This window comes from Calyptranema fuscum S582, assembly GCF_055793305.1.
Genome location: NZ_JBSLYH010000021.1, coordinates 101,878 through 119,714 on the forward strand (window position 1 = coordinate 101,878; position 17,837 = coordinate 119,714).

The window sequence follows — 17,837 nt, forward strand, 5'->3', positions numbered from 1 at the left end:
GATCGCCTACCTCTTTACTTGATCCGAGTATCCAACATTTCGGCTAACTCTTGTTCGGCAAAGGCTTTGGTCACCTCTGCCCGAAGATGTTCGATAAACATTGCCCGATGTCGCTCAAACTCTGGACTGATCACATCTCGCGGACGAGGCATTGAAATATCTACACTCTGTAACACCCGCCCTGGTCGAGCCGTCAGAATAATTACCCGATCTGCTAAATATACAGCTTCATCAATGTGATGGGTAACAAATACCACTGTTTTGCCAGAGCCTTCCCAAATCTCTAGCAAAAACTTTTGCATGTTATAACGAGTTTGCACATCCAGTGCTGCAAACGGTTCATCCATCAAAATAATATCCGCTCCCAGGCAGAGGGCACGGGCAATACAAGCTCGTTGTTGCATCCCTCCCGAAAGTTGATGAGGGTACTTGTTAGCAAAGCTACGTAGCCCTACTTGCGAAAGAAACTGTTCGGCTCGTTGGTACTTGTCTTTCTTGCTCAATCCTTTCAACGTTAAGCCAAAAGCCACGTTATCAATCAATGAAAGCCAGGGTAATAAAGACGGCTGTTGAAAAATTAAAGAGCGATCGGGATCGGGTGCCGTAATCGGTTTGCCATTGTGCAGAATCGTTCCTGCTGTCGGCATTTCTAGACCTGCCAACATTGACAGCAACGTACTTTTGCCACAGCCACTGGGTCCAATGACAACCACAAACTCCCCCGATCGTACCGAAAAGCTAATATCATCCAGCGTCAAGAGTTCATCGGCAGTGCCCAAACTCCACGCTTTGGAGATATTCTTGCAAATTAATTCACCCATAACTTTCTCCGGATGATTGTTAGCTATTAGCTATTAGCTGTTAGCTGTTAGCTGTTAGCTGTTAGCTATTGGCTATTAGCTGTTAGCTGTTAGCTGTTAGCTATTGGCTATTAGTTGTTAGCCGTGGGTTGTTGGCTGTCGGCTGTTAGCTAATAGCTATTAGCTAATAGCTATTAGCTGTGATCAAATCTGCGCATTACTCTTCCACCACAACACTCGCTTTTGAATCTGGGCAAACCCTACATCCAGCAAGTAGCCGACAATGCCAATCATTGCCATGCCTAAAAACATCAACTTGGCGTTAAACATTTGCCGCCCGACCATGACGATCGCCCCCAGACCTGTATTCACACCCACCATTTCAGCAGCTAACACTGCCATCCATGCGCCAAACAAGTTCATCCGTAAAATTACAAATAAGTCTGGAATGATCGCAGGGATGATGATATGTCGCATTACCTGGCTGCGGCTGGCACCCAGCACTCGTGCGGTATTGATATAGACCTGATCGACTTTATTGATGCTGTTGATGGTGCCCAGCGTGAGAATAAAAAAGATGCCGACAAACACCACAAAAATCGCTGCACTATCGCCAATCCCAAAGGCTAAAATTGCCAGTGGAATCCAGGCGACAGGGGCGATCGGTGCAAGTAGGGTAATCACCGGGAGCGTTAGCTTGCCAAAAATCTTGAAGTAAGAGGCAAGACAACCGAAGACTAAAGCGGCAATAAAGCCCAATACTAACCCCGTGAGAACTCGCTTCAGGGTCGCTACGATCGCCGTTAATGCCACAAAGTTAGCACCTGTTCGCTCAACCCCAATCTGTGGCATTAAGAATTGCTCTTGATTAGCAATCTCTGCTAAAAATTGGTGCGGTGGCGGCAATATCAGCGTATTCACCCACCCTAAAACGGTCAACAGTTCCCAGATTCCTAGAAACAAACTGATAGAAAGCACCCACCAGCCGATGTTGGCAAGGGAAACTTTCAACCATCGCTTGAGTGAGTGCGATCGCCGCTGTTTTTCAATGTCTGATACGGGCAGCAACGTATTAGAACTCCCTGAACTGGGTGGGTTACGCTTTGATTTCAACATGATAATTTAGAAGGGCGATCGCCGCTAACTAGCGTGGCTCAATGATGAGGGTGAAGCGTTGGATCTAAATACGTCGCTCTTACCCGGAAGGGAACCCTAAACCGATGTTGCTTTGGTTTTCACCCGTTGCCACAGTTCAGGACTCTCTGCAATCACAGCTTCCAGCAACGAGAAATCGACGAAATTTTCATCCGGTTTCTGGTTGATGTAGTTGAGTGCCATCATACTATCTGCACGGGAATACATAAAGTCGCGTTTGTCACGAATATCCACACCAGGAGGCTGTGCTTGTGCAGCTTGCAACAGGCTATCTAGATCCGTCTTGTAATACTTGCCCACTGTGGTTTCCGCCGCACCCTTAAAATCATTTTCAATCAAATACTGCGCTTCAAAGAAGGTGCGAATGACGTTCTTCACCAGTTCCGGTTCGTTTTCAATCCACTCATTGCGAGCCGCAACCACGCAATCGGGATAGCCTGCGCCATAGATGTCGGTGCCATCCCCCAAAATATTGCCATTGGTTGAAGTTTTCGCCTTGGTTGCGTAAGGTTCAATGCTGCTGATGCAGTCCACCTGCCCTGCCAGATAAGCATTCAACATTTCCGTGGAGTCGCCAAAATAGACCATCTCGACATCGCTATAAGACATATTATTCTTTTGCAAATAGTCGTACACAACGATATCCAGAGTATCTGCCTGAAATGTGCCGACTTTCTTGCCCTTTAAGTCTTGGAAGCTCTTGATCTCAGGCTTGGCAACCACAATCAATCCTTGCACCCCACTGCCTGCAACCACACGGAATGAAGCCCCCTGGGTATATGCGGCGATCGCATTGGTAAACGGAATCACTGCCATCTCAACTTGCCCTGTTGCCAACTGAGCCGCAATATCTGCATTCATTGGCGTCAAAGCGGTTGAGCCACTAAACCCATACTTTTCAAACAGTTGCTTTTCAGACGCATAAAACAACGGCATATTACAGAGTCCGCTGCCGTGCGAGAATTTGATCGAATGAGTGGTTCCCCCCGGAGAACTGCTGCCACTATCACCTGTGGTTTCTGTCTTCGCACAAGCATTGAGCAATGCTGGCGTAAAAGCGGCGGCAATTCCCAGTTTCAAGAAATGCCGACGACCCGTGCGTTGAACCCCAACCGTAAAGTTTCTGAATGAATTTAGCATTGTGAGAGTCCTCAATTGTTCCGACAAAAAAGAATGTGTTTGAGACGATTAGGAGTTGATGCTGGCTTCGGTCGATGACTTGGCAAATGCATCTGACTTTGCCAATGAACCAGTGGAATCAACCTCTTTTAACTACAGTGTTTGAGATTGCTAGGACTGTTTGTCATATCACAGCTCACTACCCCAGCTCAGAGGTCTAATGACGACAATTTTGGCAATAGAACGGATCGCATTGATGATGATCTAGCCAACCGTCATAAAACTGTTTGACATAGGGAAACACCTCCTTCGCCAAAACTTGTCGCCGTTGCTCTGCCTCCGTTCTGGGTACCTTGAGCAACGTGGCAAGTTCTTCTAAAATCATTGCTTTATCGATCCTGGTAAATTGACCGTCTTGATAAATCAACTCTCCTTCTACCATGACCGCTTCAACGCCTGCCGTTCGGCTGCGGTGAATCACCGCATCAATCACCGAAATCTCCTCATCTAGATAAGGATAGGCGATATGATTCCAGTCCATCAAAACGATATCCGCATCCTTGCCTACTTCTAACGTGCCAATCTCTTTGGCAAATCCAGTTGTTTTTGCGCCGTGTTCGGTTGCCATTTGAAAGACCTGCGGTGAGGTTGGCACCACTGCATCCATTCCCGGCACACGATGTAGTTTTAGTACCAATCGCATTTCTTGCAACATATCGCGATCGTCGTTAATTCCAGCTTCATCTAACCCCATACCGATAACCACACCTTTCTGGGTGTAGTAATTTAAAGGGGCAATGCCACTCTGCAAGCGCAGGTTTGAGCTGGCATTATGGCAAACCATCGTGCCGGTTTCTGCGACTAAATTAATATCTTCTTCAGTTAACCAAACCCCATGCCCCAGGGTCATGTGTGATCCCAACATACCCAGGTCATGCAAGTGCTGAACCGCTGTTTTGCCCGTACGACGATAGGCATATTCTTTTTGGTATTGTGTCTCTAGCAGATGCATATGCATGCCTACTTCATATTTCATGGAGTAAGTTTGCAAAGCGTCTAGTGCTTTATCCGAACACCAGTGCAGATTGGCGGGAGCAAGTTGAATCCGGGTTCGTCCTCCTTCATTGCGATCCCATTTCTGCCACAACGCCTCAAAAAAGTCTAAATAGTCTTGTAAGGGAACTTCTTGATTTTTGAGAATTTCTGCCATCTCGGGGGCAATGTGGGGTGGCAGTTTTTTGATAAATTCTTCGTTTTGTTCGTAAACGAAGTGATTTTGATCGCGCACTGCAAAACAGTATGACGATCGCATTCCCAGGTCTTGATAGGCTTGAATCACCTGATTGGCAACCCCAACCCAGTCTGTGGCAGGTCCCGATCGCCAGCCATGGATATGTTGTACGGTGGTGATTCCAGACTCCACCATCTCAAAGGCGGAATACAGGGTATCGAGATAGAGATCGACATCTCTTGCGGCTAAGCGACTGGCAAACCACAGTTCCAACGGGTAATCGGGAGAACCGAGTTGAAAGGGAGTCAGCCCGACATGATGGTGACAGTTGACAAATCCAGGCAAAACCACATGGTCTGGAGAACCGAACACCTGGTCGGGCTGATACTTTGCCGCTAAGTCTTCATAGTGACCAATTTCAACAATTTTGCCATCTTTTTGAAAGACGGCACCACCCTCGATCATCTCGACGTCGGTATGGTTAATGGCTTTGCAAATCAAGTATTTGCCACGAATCAGCGATGAGGACATGCACCCTCCAAATGAATGACGTGTAACCAGTGAACCTGCAAATTGGGTTAGCGATTGATGGTGTCTATCAACGGCGATCGCCCCAATTCAGCAATCGTACCAATCCCTTAAATCTTGGCTACACAGCAGGGGTAAGGGCGCTTCGTTCCCTGTACGGGAGACGGTGTCTCACATCCGCTCTCTGGTGAGATTTGTAGTAGGATTTTTGAGAATTGGTAAACAAGAATCAGGTCTGCAATAGACCCGGTTCTTGCTATCAGCCCTCAAGCTTGATTAAATTTAGTTAAAAACCTGAGCGTGAGCAAACAGGTTGGCTTGAAAGGCTTCAGGGATGCTGCGCTAGTGCCAAGCGGCACCTCTCCTAAAGGCTTAAGCCACGCCAAGCTAAGCCACGTTAGTTTGATGGCTATAGTAAGGACTCTACCTGGGAAAAGTTGTATCAGATCGAACGGTTTTGCAATTCAGATGAATGGCGATCGCCTCAACCTTCCCCCAAACGCTAATACAACTGGACATCTTTGCGAAATTGATACTTTTCTTTAATCAGCTGCGTCATAGACGCGGCATCCAGCGGTTGAGCAAACAAATATCCCTGCCCCATTTCACATCCCAATGCGATTAACTGCACCAATTGTTCGACGGTTTCAATTCCTTCCGCAATCACCGTCATCCCTAAATTTTCTGCCAAATTCAGAATGGTCTTGACGATCGCCCAGCTTTCACCCCGATTGCCGAGTTGATTGATGAACGAGCGATCGATTTTCAGGGCATCAATCGGGAAACGATGTAAACGACTTAACGAAGAATAGCCAGTGCCAAAATCATCAATGCACAATTGCACACCCAGAGTTTGTAATTGCTGGAAGTTTTCAGCAACGATCTCTGGATGTTCCACCAATACAGTCTCTGTAATTTCTAACCGTAAGGTCTGCGGTGCTAACTCTATGGCTTCTAAAATTTGGCGGAGGTGATGCATCAGGTAAGGCTGGGTAAATTGTTTGCCGGTCACGTTTATTCCAATGATTGCTGTATTGCTGATCAAGCCTCCAGACTGCCAGCGTTTCATTTGCAAGCATGCTTCTTGAATCACCCATTCTTCTAATGCAACAATCAATCCCATCTCTTCGGCTAACGGAAGAAATTCTCCAGGATAAATCACTCCTCGTTTAGGATGGTGCCATCGGACAAGGGCTTCAAACCCAAGTAAGCGATTTTGTGTTAATGAAAAGATTGGTTGATATTGCAGGCGCAACTCGTTGCGTTCCAGCACCCGACGGAGATCGGTTTCAACCTGGAGTTGATTGAGCACATCTAGATCGGTGGCACCATCAAATACTTCATGACATGCTCTGCCTCGATGCTTGGCGCGATACATGGCAATATCCGCATCTCGCAATAGATCTTCTAGATTGCGGTAAGGTTCATCTGTATTCTGGTGTCGGCTAAGCGTGATCCCCACACTAGCCGTGGTAAAAATTTCATGGTCCTGGAGTTGAAACGGATGCGTCAGTTGTTCTTGAATTCGTTCTGCAACCTGAATAGCATCATTGATTCCTTGAATGTCTTCCAGCAGGATAGCAAATTCATCTCCTCCCAAACGAGCAACCGTATCGCCCATGCGAACACAGTGCTGCAAGCGTTGACTGATCTGGATCAGAAGTTGATCGCCAACCAGATGACCTAAACTATCATTGACAACTTTAAATCGATCCAGATCGATAAATAAAACGGCAAACAGGCGATTGGGTTGATCTTGAACAATCGTTAGGGCAGTTTGTAGCCGATTCATCAACAAGGCTCGATTGGGTAGACCCGTCAATGAGTCGTGAAAGGCATTAATAAACAGTTGTTCTTCTACTTGCTTGCGGGCAGTTATATCAAAAGCGGTTCCCAAACCAGCGGGTTTACCGTCATATTCAATCAACTCGGTTCTAAAATCAACCCAGCGTGTTGTTCCCTGTTTTGTTACCAATCTGGCTTCATAACGAGAGGGAATCGGCTCACCCCGTTGGCGTTTCAACCCCCGTTGTTTGACAAGTTCGCGATCGTCAGGATGCACCACATCCCAGAAATTCATGCTTAATAATTCAGCCTGACTGTATTCTGTAATAATTTCGGTGGCAGGGTTGACATACAGCAGTTTATCTCCTTGATAAATAAACGTTGCTGCTGGTAACGTTTCTGCCAGGGTGCGAAACTTAATTTCACTTTGCCGTAAGGCTTCTTCCGTCTGAATTCGCTCGGTAATATTTTGCCCGACAGACTGAATCTCGATTAATTGTCCAGATGCATCAAAAATGCCGTGATCGCTCCATCGACAAAATACGGCTTGTCTGTCGGTATTGACTGCCCAGTGTTCACTGATCAGAGTAGGGTTACTGGGATTGAGGGTGCGGATAATATAGTCAACGCGATCGCGCAATCGTTGTCGATCGGATTCATGTTCGAGCAATAAAAAATCTAGCCCAATCACGTCATCATAGTTTTTTCCCATGCAGCGACAATAGGCTTCGTTGGCAAACGTCAGCGTTCTATCGGGCAGCCAGCGAGTTACCAACTCGGTCTGAGTTTCTACAATCGCGCGATAATATTGCTCATTTTGGCGTAATGCCGCTTCTGCTTTTTGCCGTTGTTCTAACACATAGAGGCGATCGCTCACATCCCGCACTAAGGAAAGAATTAATAACGTGCCATCCAGTTCAATTAACCCCAGCCGAACTTCTACGGGGAATGTGCTGTTATCTTTGCGCCGATGCCGGGTATTTAAGGTCATCGGCACTCCCGGCGTCAAGGCTCGACAGATGCTGGCTAAATCTACCCCATCTTCAACACTCTGGATGGAACGAGTTAGCAACTCTTCACGCGAATATCCCAAACTCTCACAGGCATGTTGATTGACATCAATAATATTGCCTTGCAAGTCGTATAGAAAAAAGGCATCGGCTGCGTTTTCGATCAAACAGCGAAAGCGTTCTTCACTTCGTTGCCAAGCTTCGCTAAAACACTGAGATTCTGAAGCGCTTACGAGTAAACTGGTTGCCTGGATGAGCGCCAGGGATTGGGGCATCGATTGCACCGTAAGCAACACAGTTCCAGATGCCGCGATCGCGATCGCCAGATTGATCGGAACCCCGTCATTTTGTTGCAGGGTAAAAACGGTTGAGTCTGTACGGGTTTGATTGAAGGTCTGATTAAACGTCTGTCGAAACGCAATATGTTGCCCCTCCGACCAATATCCTTGTTGGACAATTTCACTCCAAATTAAATCGGCATGAGGATGTTCGTGTAACCAGGGGAGAGAGAGTGCCCACAAATGTGCAAATTTTTGGTTGCACCGCAATAGGTGACGATCGGGAGTGAAGAGGGCGATCGCCTGATCGACGTGATCGAGAATAAACGCAAGATCATCGATATTTTCAAGCAACATGGGGCATGGGTAGAGAAAACACGGAGTATCCTGAACAGTTCTCTATATCACTAGTGTTGCAAACACGAAATTTTGCAACATGGGGGTTTGGGGGCTGCGCCCCCAAGAGGGGGTTTGACCCCCTCCACCCCCTCTAAAACTTTTAAGTTGGTGTACTAGATCTCTTGCAAATTAAGAATTTGGGGTTAGTTTGGAAGAGAACCAAGCCCCTGCCCAAACTAATCTGAAAGAGATCGAATAGTCTTTTACGGTGAACAGACTACATCTAAGAGTCGGGAGTCTAATAAAATCCTATTCTGTTTGAGAGAACAAAAGCAGAGCCGTTGCTCTCCTAAAAGAACGCCCGGAAATTTATTTTTGGAAACGCGGCGGAGCCGCGCTGGCAACAATAAATCTTCGGTTTTATTAAATCCATGATCCTTAGACTCTGGATACCCTAGATTGCCCAAATTCTCATACAAACATTAGTCCATTTTCTCAGCACTTCAGCGCAATTAACTGAGCCAAAACATTACATTCAATCTCCGTCAGTTTACAGAAACCTGTCTATTCATTCGACGAAATGATATGGCAGCACGACGGATCCGCACAATAATCTAATAGGGCAATCTTAAATGGGTTGTGAAAGGCGCACCCCAGCGGGGTGCGCCTCTCACAACCCGCTTATCTTACAAATCATTTGGGATGGCTATACTACTTATGTTAAATAAATTTTCGTTCTAACGCTGTTATATAGCGATCCTGAGTCAGTTGTGAAAGCGCCTGCCCGAAGGGCAGGCGCTTTCACAACTAGTCATTTTCACAAATCAAATAGGATTGCTATATAGCGGTGTACAAGGTTCTTACGTGCAAAAACGGTATGGTGAGGCGCTTCGCACCCCACCATACCGTACTGAATCAACCCGCACAGTGCTGTATGGCGGTACGCAAGTCAGCTAGGTACAGTCGTAGCCACAGGTGAACCAATTGCGCATATCCTCCAGTGATTGAGTCAGCGTTAAATTGTCCTGACGTTTTCCTGGTGCTTCTACTCGGTTAGACGTCATGTCACACCTCTTTGACCTTACTTCCAGGCTTTGGGTTGCTGAAATCTATAGATATCTTGAATCACGTTGACCCAGCTTTCTACCAGCGACTGTAACAGGCGATCGCCCTTCTCTGCGGTTGCGCGGGTCGGATCACCCAAGGTACCACTCCGGGTCAAATCGCAGGTAGTCCAGGCAAAGGGCAATTTTCCTTCCATACTCAAATAACTATTTTCCGGTAATCCTTGAGGATATTCAGCGATCGCCGCTGCCATTCGCACCTGATCCGGCAAGAGCGATAACAGCAAACTCGTTTCGGCGTCTCCTGCATGAATCCCCAACTCTAATTCTTTAGATGAAAGAAATTCAGCCGCGACATTAGGAACATTCCAGACAAACAGCGGGAACACCATCAAGTCGTCGTATTGCTGGTGCAAGTCGCGTGCCACAATTTCGAGTACCTGGGGTTGCCCACCGTGGGCATTGAGAAATACCAATTTGCGGAATCCTGCCCGGTAAATACTCTCGCCTACGTCCGTCAGAACTGACATTAACGTTTGAGCTGTTAACGTAATTGTGCCCGGAAAATGCCAATGCTCATTCGACTTGCCATAGCAAAGGGGGGGTAAGGCATAGGCAGGCACCTCGACCGGCAAATGGGCTAAGGTTTTGCCCACTACCGCCGTGGCGATCGCCGCATCCACAACCAAGGGTAAATGGGGTCCATGCTGCTCGATCGCACCAATGGGCTGGATGATCACCACATTCGCCTTATCTGGCATTGCCTCAATGTCAGTCCAGGTGAGGTAGGGAAAAAATCGATCGGGCGGAATATAGCCGTGCATATCGTCGTCCCCAATAATGATTAAAGCCAAATGTAGTTCTCAGGATCACGAAAAAGTAATGATTTTTTGTGACGCGGGCGTCGCCCGCGCCATAAAAAATCATGACATGAATACCACTACTCACGCATTCAATAAAACTTAGACGTTTATTGTTGCCAGCGCGGCAACGCCGCGCTGGCAACAATAAATCTCCGGTTTTATTCAACCCACGGTTCTAAGCCAAGTGTCGTTTTAAGCCAGGTCTATCAAGGCGACCCGATAGCAGAATCGGACAATTTTCCCAGATACTAAATAGATGTAGCGTTTGCAGACAAGTTGCGAATACGCGGGATGGGGACTTCGATCCCATGCAGAGGCTCCATCTCTGCATCCCATTCACCTGTTAGAGCAACGCTATACCTCTAGAGTTTTATTCACAACAAAACTCCATTTCCCTCCATTTCCCAAAACATAGATTGGGTTTAGACGGGATCGACATCAACTTTTATGGTTTTGGCACTCTACGACCCCAACCCTAGAAGCTTGGCAACTGGCAACCCTACCTGGAGTAGACGGCAATGTTATCGAAAGGTTTTGAGATTGAGATGTATACCGGAACACTCCAAGGAGATATCGTTGGATTTTCCGATCAGATTGTGTCCGATCTGGATGGCTTCGTTCGCGAACCCGATAGCCGCAATGTGGAATATACAACTGCGCCTCTATGTCGATATGAGCGCTTGCTGTGCGATTTAGTGCGTCCCCGACAACGGCTGAGAGCTTATTTACAGCGTTTGGGCAATTACACGTTAATTCCTGGCAGCACCTTATCGTTGGGGGGGAGCGATCGCTTTTATCGTTCTGATCCCAACAATCCCTATCATTCGTTTATTGAGCAGACCTACGGCACAACGGTTGTGACTGCCAGCGTTCATATCAATATCGGCATCAGTGATCCAGAATTACTGATGCGCGCCTGTCGCTTAGTACGGCTAGAAGCCCCGCTATATCTGGCACTCAGTGCTTCATCTCCGTTTTTAGATGGGCAGGCAACGGGCAACCACTCTACCCGCTGGAGCGTTTTCCCTAAAACACCGACCCATGTCCCTCTATTTGAAACCCACGCCCATTTTATTGAATGGACTGAACGCCAACTGGTGCAAGGCACGATGCAAAATGTCCGCCACCTCTGGTCATCGGTCAGACCCAACGGCGATCGCCGTCCTTATAATCTCAACCGTCTGGAATTGCGGATCTGTGATCTGGTCTCTGACCCCATTGCCTTGCTGGCGATCGCGGCTTTATTAGAAGCCCGCATTCAACAACTGTTGCAAGACCCAACCTTAGATCCGTTAACCAGCAGTACTCTGCCTGCTGCTACACGCGCGGACGATTTAATCGCAATCACGGATGCCAATGAGATGGCAGCCGCACACCAGAGTCTAGATGCCGAATTGCGGCATTGGCGAGATGGCCGACCCATCCTGGCACGCGAGTGGATTCAAGAACTCTATGGCGAAGTAGAGGCGATTGCCAAAAAGCAGGGCTTTAATTGTTTTCTCTCTCCAGTCAAGAAAATTCTACGAGAAGGCAACGAAGCTCAGCGCTGGCTGAAGTTACATAACCAGGGTTTAGACAGCCGTAGTGTCATGATCCAGGCAATTGAAACGGCAATGGCTCAAGAAATGGAACTGTCCGATGACCTCTGTCAGCCATTGGTCGCCTAGATTTCAGCGTTAAGGCATAGCCGTTGGGCAAAGGTTTTCGCAGTCGAGTAATACCAATCTTTTATGAAGTTGCGCCAAACTAGAACCCCCTGTAGTCCCTCTTGCCAAGGGGGACGGCGACAGCCGGGGGTTGAATAAGACGCAGCTTCACATTGAATCGGTATAAGAGCCCTTGCCCTGGATGGGGGCAGCACTCGGTGAATAGCGCCGGGGCGATCGCCAAGACGTTTTACTAAATTGGCGTTGCTGAATCCGATCCTCAGGCTTAAGGATGGTATAAACCCAATTCTGTTTGCGAGAGCGACGGCGGAGCCGTCGCTCTCGCAAACAATGACAAGTTCATTGATTTGAAATCTTAAGCCACCCCTCGATTGCAAAATTTAGAACAAGAGTACTGCTTTCTCTAAAGCAAAATTCGTTTAATTTGCTCGATCTGCTTTTGAATTTGCTCTAAATCGATCATAAAAGCTGGAAAGAATACCTGGAGTACCGTCTAGAGTTTGTAGTCTAGAAAGCAAAATGAAACCCTGTTATCACTTTTTGACGATTTGGACTCATCACGGTAAGACCGTATTTTTTTTAGACAACTTATTAAAAAAACATATGATTCACGTCGCTAGGGTTAGATTTGTGTATTAAATCATTTCTGCCTATCAATCCGTTTTGTTGTTCATCATCATCTATCCCTGGCTATATGCCTCAAGTTGTTTTAGTCAATCCTCAAATTCCACCTAATACAGGCAATATTGCCCGTACCTGCGCCGCTACTCAAACGGAACTACATTTAGTGGGTCCTTTAGGGTTTGAAATTAGCGATCGCTACCTCAAGCGTGCGGGGCTAGACTATTGGTGCTACGTTGATTTGCACTATCACCCGTCTTGGGAAGAGTTCCAACTTTATCATCAACATCGGGGTGGAAGGTGGGTTGGATTCAGCACTTCAGGCGCTTGTAGTTATATCAAATTTCAATTTCAACCCGATGACTGGCTTTTATTTGGTTGCGAAACGGCTGGCTTACCTGCCGAGGTGCTGAAAAGCTGTGACTCAACGGTTCATATCCCTATGGCTCAACCGGGTGTTCGAAGCCTCAATCTATCGGTTAGCGCTGCTTTAGGGCTATTTGAAGCTCGCCGACAACTCAATTATTTGTAGAGTTTGTAGAGTCTGATCCCCCTTAGGATCACAAATTAAATAAAACCCAGACGTTCATTTTTATCAGCGCGGCGACGCCGCGCTGATAAAAATGAATCTTCGGTTTCATCGAATCCACGATTCTCAGGCGTCAAACCGTTGCACTTCAATGGATTTCAGAGATTGTCATGCCCACGATTTATTGAAATAAGGAGGTTACTGAATCGGTACAGCAACCGAAGGGCTGGTTAGGACGGGGTGCAGGGATGGAACCCCTGCACCCCGTCCCCATGAACCATTCAATTGCTAGATATGACGGGTTTCCTTAGCCACCAAACCTTGAGGAAAAAACTTAAAGTCCCCAGAATTGGGGGATTTAGGAGCAAGGCAGACGCCAAATTAACACCGCTCATACCTTATATAGCAATATGCAGGTTGATTAAGTACAGGGGGTGCAGGGGGCACCGCCCCCTGCGTGGGGGTTCCACCCCCACACCCCGTACTCAACCCAAGTGGGTACCGCTATATAGGCAGCAATGCCGAACTCGTTGACATGTATTGCAATTGACTTGATTTCTCTGGAGGCATTACGACGCAAGGTGTTTAGCAAACAACCGGGGCAAAATCAGATCAAATGCACTACAGCATTTCTGATTGAGTAAGATGGCGATCGCAACAAACGCCGTTTAGCGTCGCTTAAACCCTTAAAATCTTTTAATATTTATATGCTTGTAAAGCGATGGACTGCTGTTTAATACGACGTCAGCGGACGGTAATGCCAAAAAATTGCCTAAATTGAGCCATTTTTATTATTCAACCTGGCAAAAATGTCATTTGACAATTGAATCATCATCAGGTTAGCCCCAAGGCATTGCCCATGAAGCGATCCAGCCTTTGAATCAAATTGGGTTTGATCAACTAAATCAGAATATTCAGTCTTCTACACTACTAAAGCTATTAGCCTTACATAAGAAATTTATATAAACAAACATTGTTGTCTGAGATACATTATCGAAATGCGTGAATCTAATGGCGATGCTTCATCACACTGGGTCTTTAGAACAACCGTTAAGAGACATGTCAACCGTGAATTAACTGTTTTCTATCGATGATCCTGGTCTTGTCCTATCAGAATTTCCAAAATATATAATGGGCAACTTAATCATTGGGCGATCGCTCAATCAATCGGCTATTAACAATGCCTTCCATTAAGAAAAACTAAGGTAAATCAGACGTTCCGGACGTTCACATCAAAGCCTGAAAGATCGAGATAGTTTCTGAAATCGCTATTTTGTCCTTAAAGAAATGGATCTAGTTTTTATTATGAGATGGCATTTGGTCGAGTTTGAGTTACACTATGCCGTTGAATGCAAAAAAAATCCGTCATAGCATCTGCATTGCGATAGATTAGTTCAAGCTTTTGGGAATGATTAGTTTTGTTTAGAGTTGCAGTATTGAATTTTTTGTTAACTGGTGTAAGCTTGTCTAAGTCAAAAAAGCAGGGTAATCTTACCTAGTCATATGGCGCAGTCAGTGATTTAGGTTATCTCCCTTGTGTGATCCAGCTCACTATGTGCGACAGGTTAAGTGACTCGAGGACAGTTAAATGCTGCTCATTAGGAGGTCGTTCTTTGAAACGAGCATTTCCGCAGAAGATTAAGCCTGTTTCCTGCCATCTCTCAGAGATTGACATCATGAGTCAATCCAAGCAGAGTTCTACAGGAGGCAACCGCAGAGCTCGTACTTCTGCCGCCATGATCGGTCTGGCGCTCTCTATGGGAGCATCCAGCTTGCTATTACCCCGTCAGGATGATGGAGCATTAGCCGCTGAACCGATGTCAGCCGAATCTACAACAACCGTGTTTCCCTTAGCGTTCGAGGTCGCAGCCCTTCCTTCAGGGGCTGAGGTTGAGTTAGAGTCTGCCCCCATCCGCATGGTTCGCCATTCAGTTCGTGACGGGGAAACTCTGTGGAGTTTGGCTCGGCGGTATCAAGTCTCCATCAATGTCATTTCTGAAGCAAATGACATTCCAGCGGATTCCGTCATTCAAGTCGGGCAAGTTTTGCAAGTGCCCGTATCCACTCAAGCCCGAAGCTCTCAAGTAACTCACGTCGATGATACTGCTGCAATCTCAACTGGCAGTACGCTGACCCGTGAATCTCAATCCCTTGCTCCTGAAAGCAAGAGCAATCCCGCTGTTGAAAGCGGTAGTTCCGTTTCCTCTGTTGAAAGCGACGTAAAAGCAGAACGTGATGATTCTCTGCAACGTCTGCGCCAACAAAGAGACCGATTGAGAAATTCTCTGACAGAACTTCGGTCAAATGAAGCTGAGGTCAGCTCAGAAAATGCAGCGCCTAAAGCTCAAGCCGAATCTACCGAATCTACCGATTTAGCACCCGCGAATGCTGCCCCCCAATCCGCAGCATCTTACGCGCCACCCAAAGATAATCCAGCCCCATCTCCAGTTGCATCAGACATCAGCGGTGACAGTACCCCTACGATTGCGACGGGCTTCACGACCTATCAGGTTAAGCCAGGAGACACATTAGGGTCGATCGCTCTCGAACATCACATCGCCCAGCACGATCTGGCTCGTGTGAATCGACTTGGCGACTTAGATCGGCTTCAAGTTGATCAGATTTTGACTGTTCCCCAATCGTCTCCCTCTTTGGGTAATAGTGACTCTGTTAAACCGGAAACACCAACCAGTTCCTTGGTTTATCGCGTCGTTCCAGGAGATACTATCGACGGCATTGCTCGTTTACACGACGTGTCTCGTGCCGCTCTGATTGAGTTAAATCATCTCAACAATCCCAATGTTATCTTGATCGGTCAGGTGCTTCAGGTACCATCCGACTCAGCGATAAATCCTGGGAATCTTGTAGATTCATCTACAACACCTGCGCCATTCGATAGCAGTTCTACAACCTTCAGCGTTCCATCGGCTCAGGTTGTTCCTGAAGTGCCCTCCAACGTGGTTGCATCAACGCAGCTATCTGAGGTTGTCAATGTCCCTACTGCACCCGTTGTAGAGCCTTATACCGGCAATACCTACGGTGCAGCAACATCAGCAACCCCTTCTGATATCACGGGGTCGAGTGCTGTATTCTCCACCGAGTTTATCGGTACTCCTCCATCTGATTCTAGTCAGCAAGTCGCGTCGGCACCTTTGCATACGCCTCCAGTTAGCAACTCTCCTACTGAGGTTAGGACTCCTAACCCCTATGTAGAGAATTTGATGACTGAGATTATCAGCCTCAGAGATCGATATCGCGCTGAACGTGAAGACGCTCTGGTGGCAACGCCGCAACCTGCTGTAGTAGCAGCTGCGCCCACCGTTCCTACCACATCCGTAGGCAACTTGACCGATCCCTCTCGGGTCGATCCTCAATTTAGCCCACGGCAATTCAATCAAATTCCAGAGGTGGCATCTCCCAACCAGATGTCATCGGTACGGTCGTCAACTCAGGTTCCGGCTGAGAGCTTGTTGCCTCAAGCGCCATCGGCATCTGAATCACAAGTAGTTGCAGTTGCACCCCTCGGTTCTGAAAATTATCAGCCTTTGATTCAACCCCTTACGGGTCAGATGGTGTCTCCAGACCTGCCGCCTCTGCCCAGCGCAGAAGCATTTCTGCCCGATGGAGTGGGTTCCTTCAATGGCTATATTTGGCCAGCAAGAGGCGTTTTAACCTCTGGTTATGGCTGGCGTTGGGGAAGAATGCATCGCGGTATAGACATCGGCGCACCTGTGGGTACTCCCGTTTATTCTGCGGCAGATGGTGTCATTGAAACATCTGGCTGGAACTCTGGTGGCTATGGCAATATGGTTGAAGTTCGCCATGCCGACGGTAGTATGACCCGTTATGCTCACCTGAGCCGCAGTTTAGTGCGAGCAGGGCAAACGGTTACTCAAGGGCAGCAAATTGCTGAAGTGGGTAGCACAGGTTACAGCACAGGACCCCACCTCCATTTTGAGGTTCACCTGCCTGACCAGGGTACTGTCAATCCAGTCGCTTATTTGCCTCGCTAAACTTAGTTTTAGACAAATTAGGTTCAGCCTCGAGGGAATTTAACCAATTCCCTCTATTTTTTTGCCTACCTGTCCTTTTTGGAGGTTTATAGCACTGTGCGGGTTGATTTAGTACGGTGTGCTGGGGCGCGGAGCGCCCCACCATACCGCTCCCGTATTTCACGAACCTGTGCACCGCTATATGTAGCAATATACAAGTTGATTCAGTACAGAGGGTTCAGGAGGCATTGCCTCCTTGGTGAAGGTTTGACCGCCACACCCCTCTTAAAAAATTTCAGCTTCATATTTGCTTCATATTCAAGTGATATTTGCAAATCGAACAGACAAAGATTTTTGGTACAAGGCTAGCGATCGCACTCATTGATGTGATACCTTAATAAGGTTGCTTGATGCCAACAACGTAGCTTTGCTAATGGCAAAAACTACGTGTGGCGCAATTCAATCGGCTCAGTAGCTCAGTGGTTAGAGCAGGGGACTCATAAGCCCAAGGTCGCAGGTTCAAATCCCGCCTGAGCCATCAAGAATAAAGACTAAGGACACGGTAGCCATCATTGTCTCCAATAGAGCGACTACAGTTGCGCTTTAACGGCTGACTTGGACGCGAAACGCAGAAAAGAATGTGATCGCAAACGCTGTAAATAGCAGCGTGATTCGTGCCCATTAACATGCAACAGGAGCAGCCGATAGTCATGCCGAACGGGGAGTGGTAGGGTACAGCAAAGGTGACTTCAGTACGAAGATTCACTTGCACGCATTGCTACCCGTTATGAGAAGCGGGCAGAGAATTATCTTGCCATGCTCACCATTGCTTCCCTCTTGCTTTGGCTTTGGGTTT

Annotated in this window: 10 protein-coding genes and 1 tRNA gene; 4 read left to right on the plus strand and 7 right to left on the minus strand. The window is 47.3% G+C overall.

What is annotated here, in order from left to right:
- Positions 1 to 14 precede the first annotated feature (14 nt).
- The 6 genes from ACR6Z4_RS15815 to ACR6Z4_RS15840 form a co-directional block, all read right to left on the minus strand.
- A complete protein-coding gene (locus tag ACR6Z4_RS15815) occupies positions 15 to 821 on the minus strand; it encodes an ABC transporter ATP-binding protein (protein WP_479718256.1) in 807 nt (268 codons plus the stop codon).
- Positions 822 to 1,004: 183 nt separating this feature from the next.
- Entirely contained in the window at positions 1,005 to 1,916 is a 912-nt protein-coding gene (locus ACR6Z4_RS15820) for an ABC transporter permease (RefSeq protein WP_479718257.1), read from the minus strand.
- 96 nt (positions 1,917 to 2,012) lie between these two features.
- The gene (locus ACR6Z4_RS15825) at positions 2,013 to 3,095 is read right to left on the minus strand and encodes an ABC transporter substrate-binding protein (protein ID WP_479718258.1); all 1,083 of its coding nucleotides are present in this window, start codon (positions 3,093 to 3,095) and stop codon (positions 2,013 to 2,015) included.
- Between the two features lie 196 nt (positions 3,096 to 3,291).
- Positions 3,292 to 4,836 carry an amidohydrolase family protein gene (locus ACR6Z4_RS15830; RefSeq protein ID WP_479718259.1) on the minus strand — a complete coding sequence of 515 codons (1,545 nt, stop codon included), beginning with the start codon at positions 4,834 to 4,836 and terminating at the stop codon, positions 3,292 to 3,294.
- 499 nt (positions 4,837 to 5,335) lie between these two features.
- A complete protein-coding gene (locus ACR6Z4_RS15835; RefSeq protein WP_479718260.1) occupies positions 5,336 to 8,263 on the minus strand; it encodes an EAL domain-containing protein in 2,928 nt (975 codons plus the stop codon).
- 1,063 nt (positions 8,264 to 9,326) lie between these two features.
- On the minus strand, positions 9,327 to 10,133 hold the full coding sequence (locus ACR6Z4_RS15840) for a creatininase family protein (protein WP_479718270.1): 807 nt from the start codon (positions 10,131 to 10,133) through the stop codon (positions 9,327 to 9,329).
- A 557-nt stretch (positions 10,134 to 10,690) separates the two neighbouring features.
- Here ACR6Z4_RS15840 and gshA point away from each other — a divergent pair.
- Entirely contained in the window at positions 10,691 to 11,839 is a 1,149-nt protein-coding gene (gshA, locus tag ACR6Z4_RS15845) for a glutamate--cysteine ligase (RefSeq protein WP_479718261.1), read from the plus strand.
- A 147-nt stretch (positions 11,840 to 11,986) separates the two neighbouring features.
- Here the strand turns inward: gshA and ACR6Z4_RS15850 are convergent, their stop codons facing one another.
- Complete coding sequence (locus ACR6Z4_RS15850) at positions 11,987 to 12,166, minus strand: hypothetical protein (RefSeq protein ID WP_479718262.1); 180 nt, start codon at positions 12,164 to 12,166, stop codon at positions 11,987 to 11,989.
- 367 nt (positions 12,167 to 12,533) lie between these two features.
- Here ACR6Z4_RS15850 and ACR6Z4_RS15855 point away from each other — a divergent pair, with 367 nt between their 5' ends.
- The 3 genes from ACR6Z4_RS15855 to ACR6Z4_RS15865 all read left to right on the plus strand — a co-directional run bounded on the left by ACR6Z4_RS15855 (position 12,534) and on the right by ACR6Z4_RS15865 (position 17,519).
- Complete coding sequence (locus tag ACR6Z4_RS15855; protein ID WP_479718263.1) at positions 12,534 to 12,992, plus strand: tRNA (cytidine(34)-2'-O)-methyltransferase; 459 nt, start codon at positions 12,534 to 12,536, stop codon at positions 12,990 to 12,992.
- Positions 12,993 to 14,665: 1,673 nt separating this feature from the next.
- Positions 14,666 to 17,002, plus strand: coding sequence for a LysM peptidoglycan-binding domain-containing protein (locus ACR6Z4_RS15860; RefSeq protein WP_479718264.1), 2,337 nt, complete (start codon positions 14,666 to 14,668; stop codon positions 17,000 to 17,002).
- A 444-nt stretch (positions 17,003 to 17,446) separates the two neighbouring features.
- Positions 17,447 to 17,519, plus strand: a tRNA-Met gene (locus ACR6Z4_RS15865).
- The last annotated feature ends 318 nt before the right edge of the window (positions 17,520 to 17,837 follow it).

What these genes read in the sequence shown, in the direction of transcription:
- gshA (WP_479718261.1), top strand. Translation starts at nt 10,691, where the DNA reads ATGTTATCGAAAGGTTTTGAGATTGAGATGTATACCGGAACACTCCAA.
- ACR6Z4_RS15820 (WP_479718257.1), bottom strand. Translation starts at nt 1,916, where the DNA reads ATGTTGAAATCAAAGCGTAACCCACCCAGTTCAGGGAGTTCTAATACG.
- ACR6Z4_RS15830 (WP_479718259.1), bottom strand. Translation starts at nt 4,836, where the DNA reads ATGTCCTCATCGCTGATTCGTGGCAAATACTTGATTTGCAAAGCCATT.
- ACR6Z4_RS15855 (WP_479718263.1), top strand. Translation starts at nt 12,534, where the DNA reads ATGCCTCAAGTTGTTTTAGTCAATCCTCAAATTCCACCTAATACAGGC.
- ACR6Z4_RS15840 (WP_479718270.1), bottom strand. Translation starts at nt 10,133, where the DNA reads ATGCACGGCTATATTCCGCCCGATCGATTTTTTCCCTACCTCACCTGG.
- ACR6Z4_RS15815 (WP_479718256.1), bottom strand. Translation starts at nt 821, where the DNA reads ATGGGTGAATTAATTTGCAAGAATATCTCCAAAGCGTGGAGTTTGGGC.
- ACR6Z4_RS15860 (WP_479718264.1), top strand. Translation starts at nt 14,666, where the DNA reads ATGAGTCAATCCAAGCAGAGTTCTACAGGAGGCAACCGCAGAGCTCGT.
- ACR6Z4_RS15835 (WP_479718260.1), bottom strand. Translation starts at nt 8,263, where the DNA reads ATGTTGCTTGAAAATATCGATGATCTTGCGTTTATTCTCGATCACGTC.
- ACR6Z4_RS15825 (WP_479718258.1), bottom strand. Translation starts at nt 3,095, where the DNA reads ATGCTAAATTCATTCAGAAACTTTACGGTTGGGGTTCAACGCACGGGT.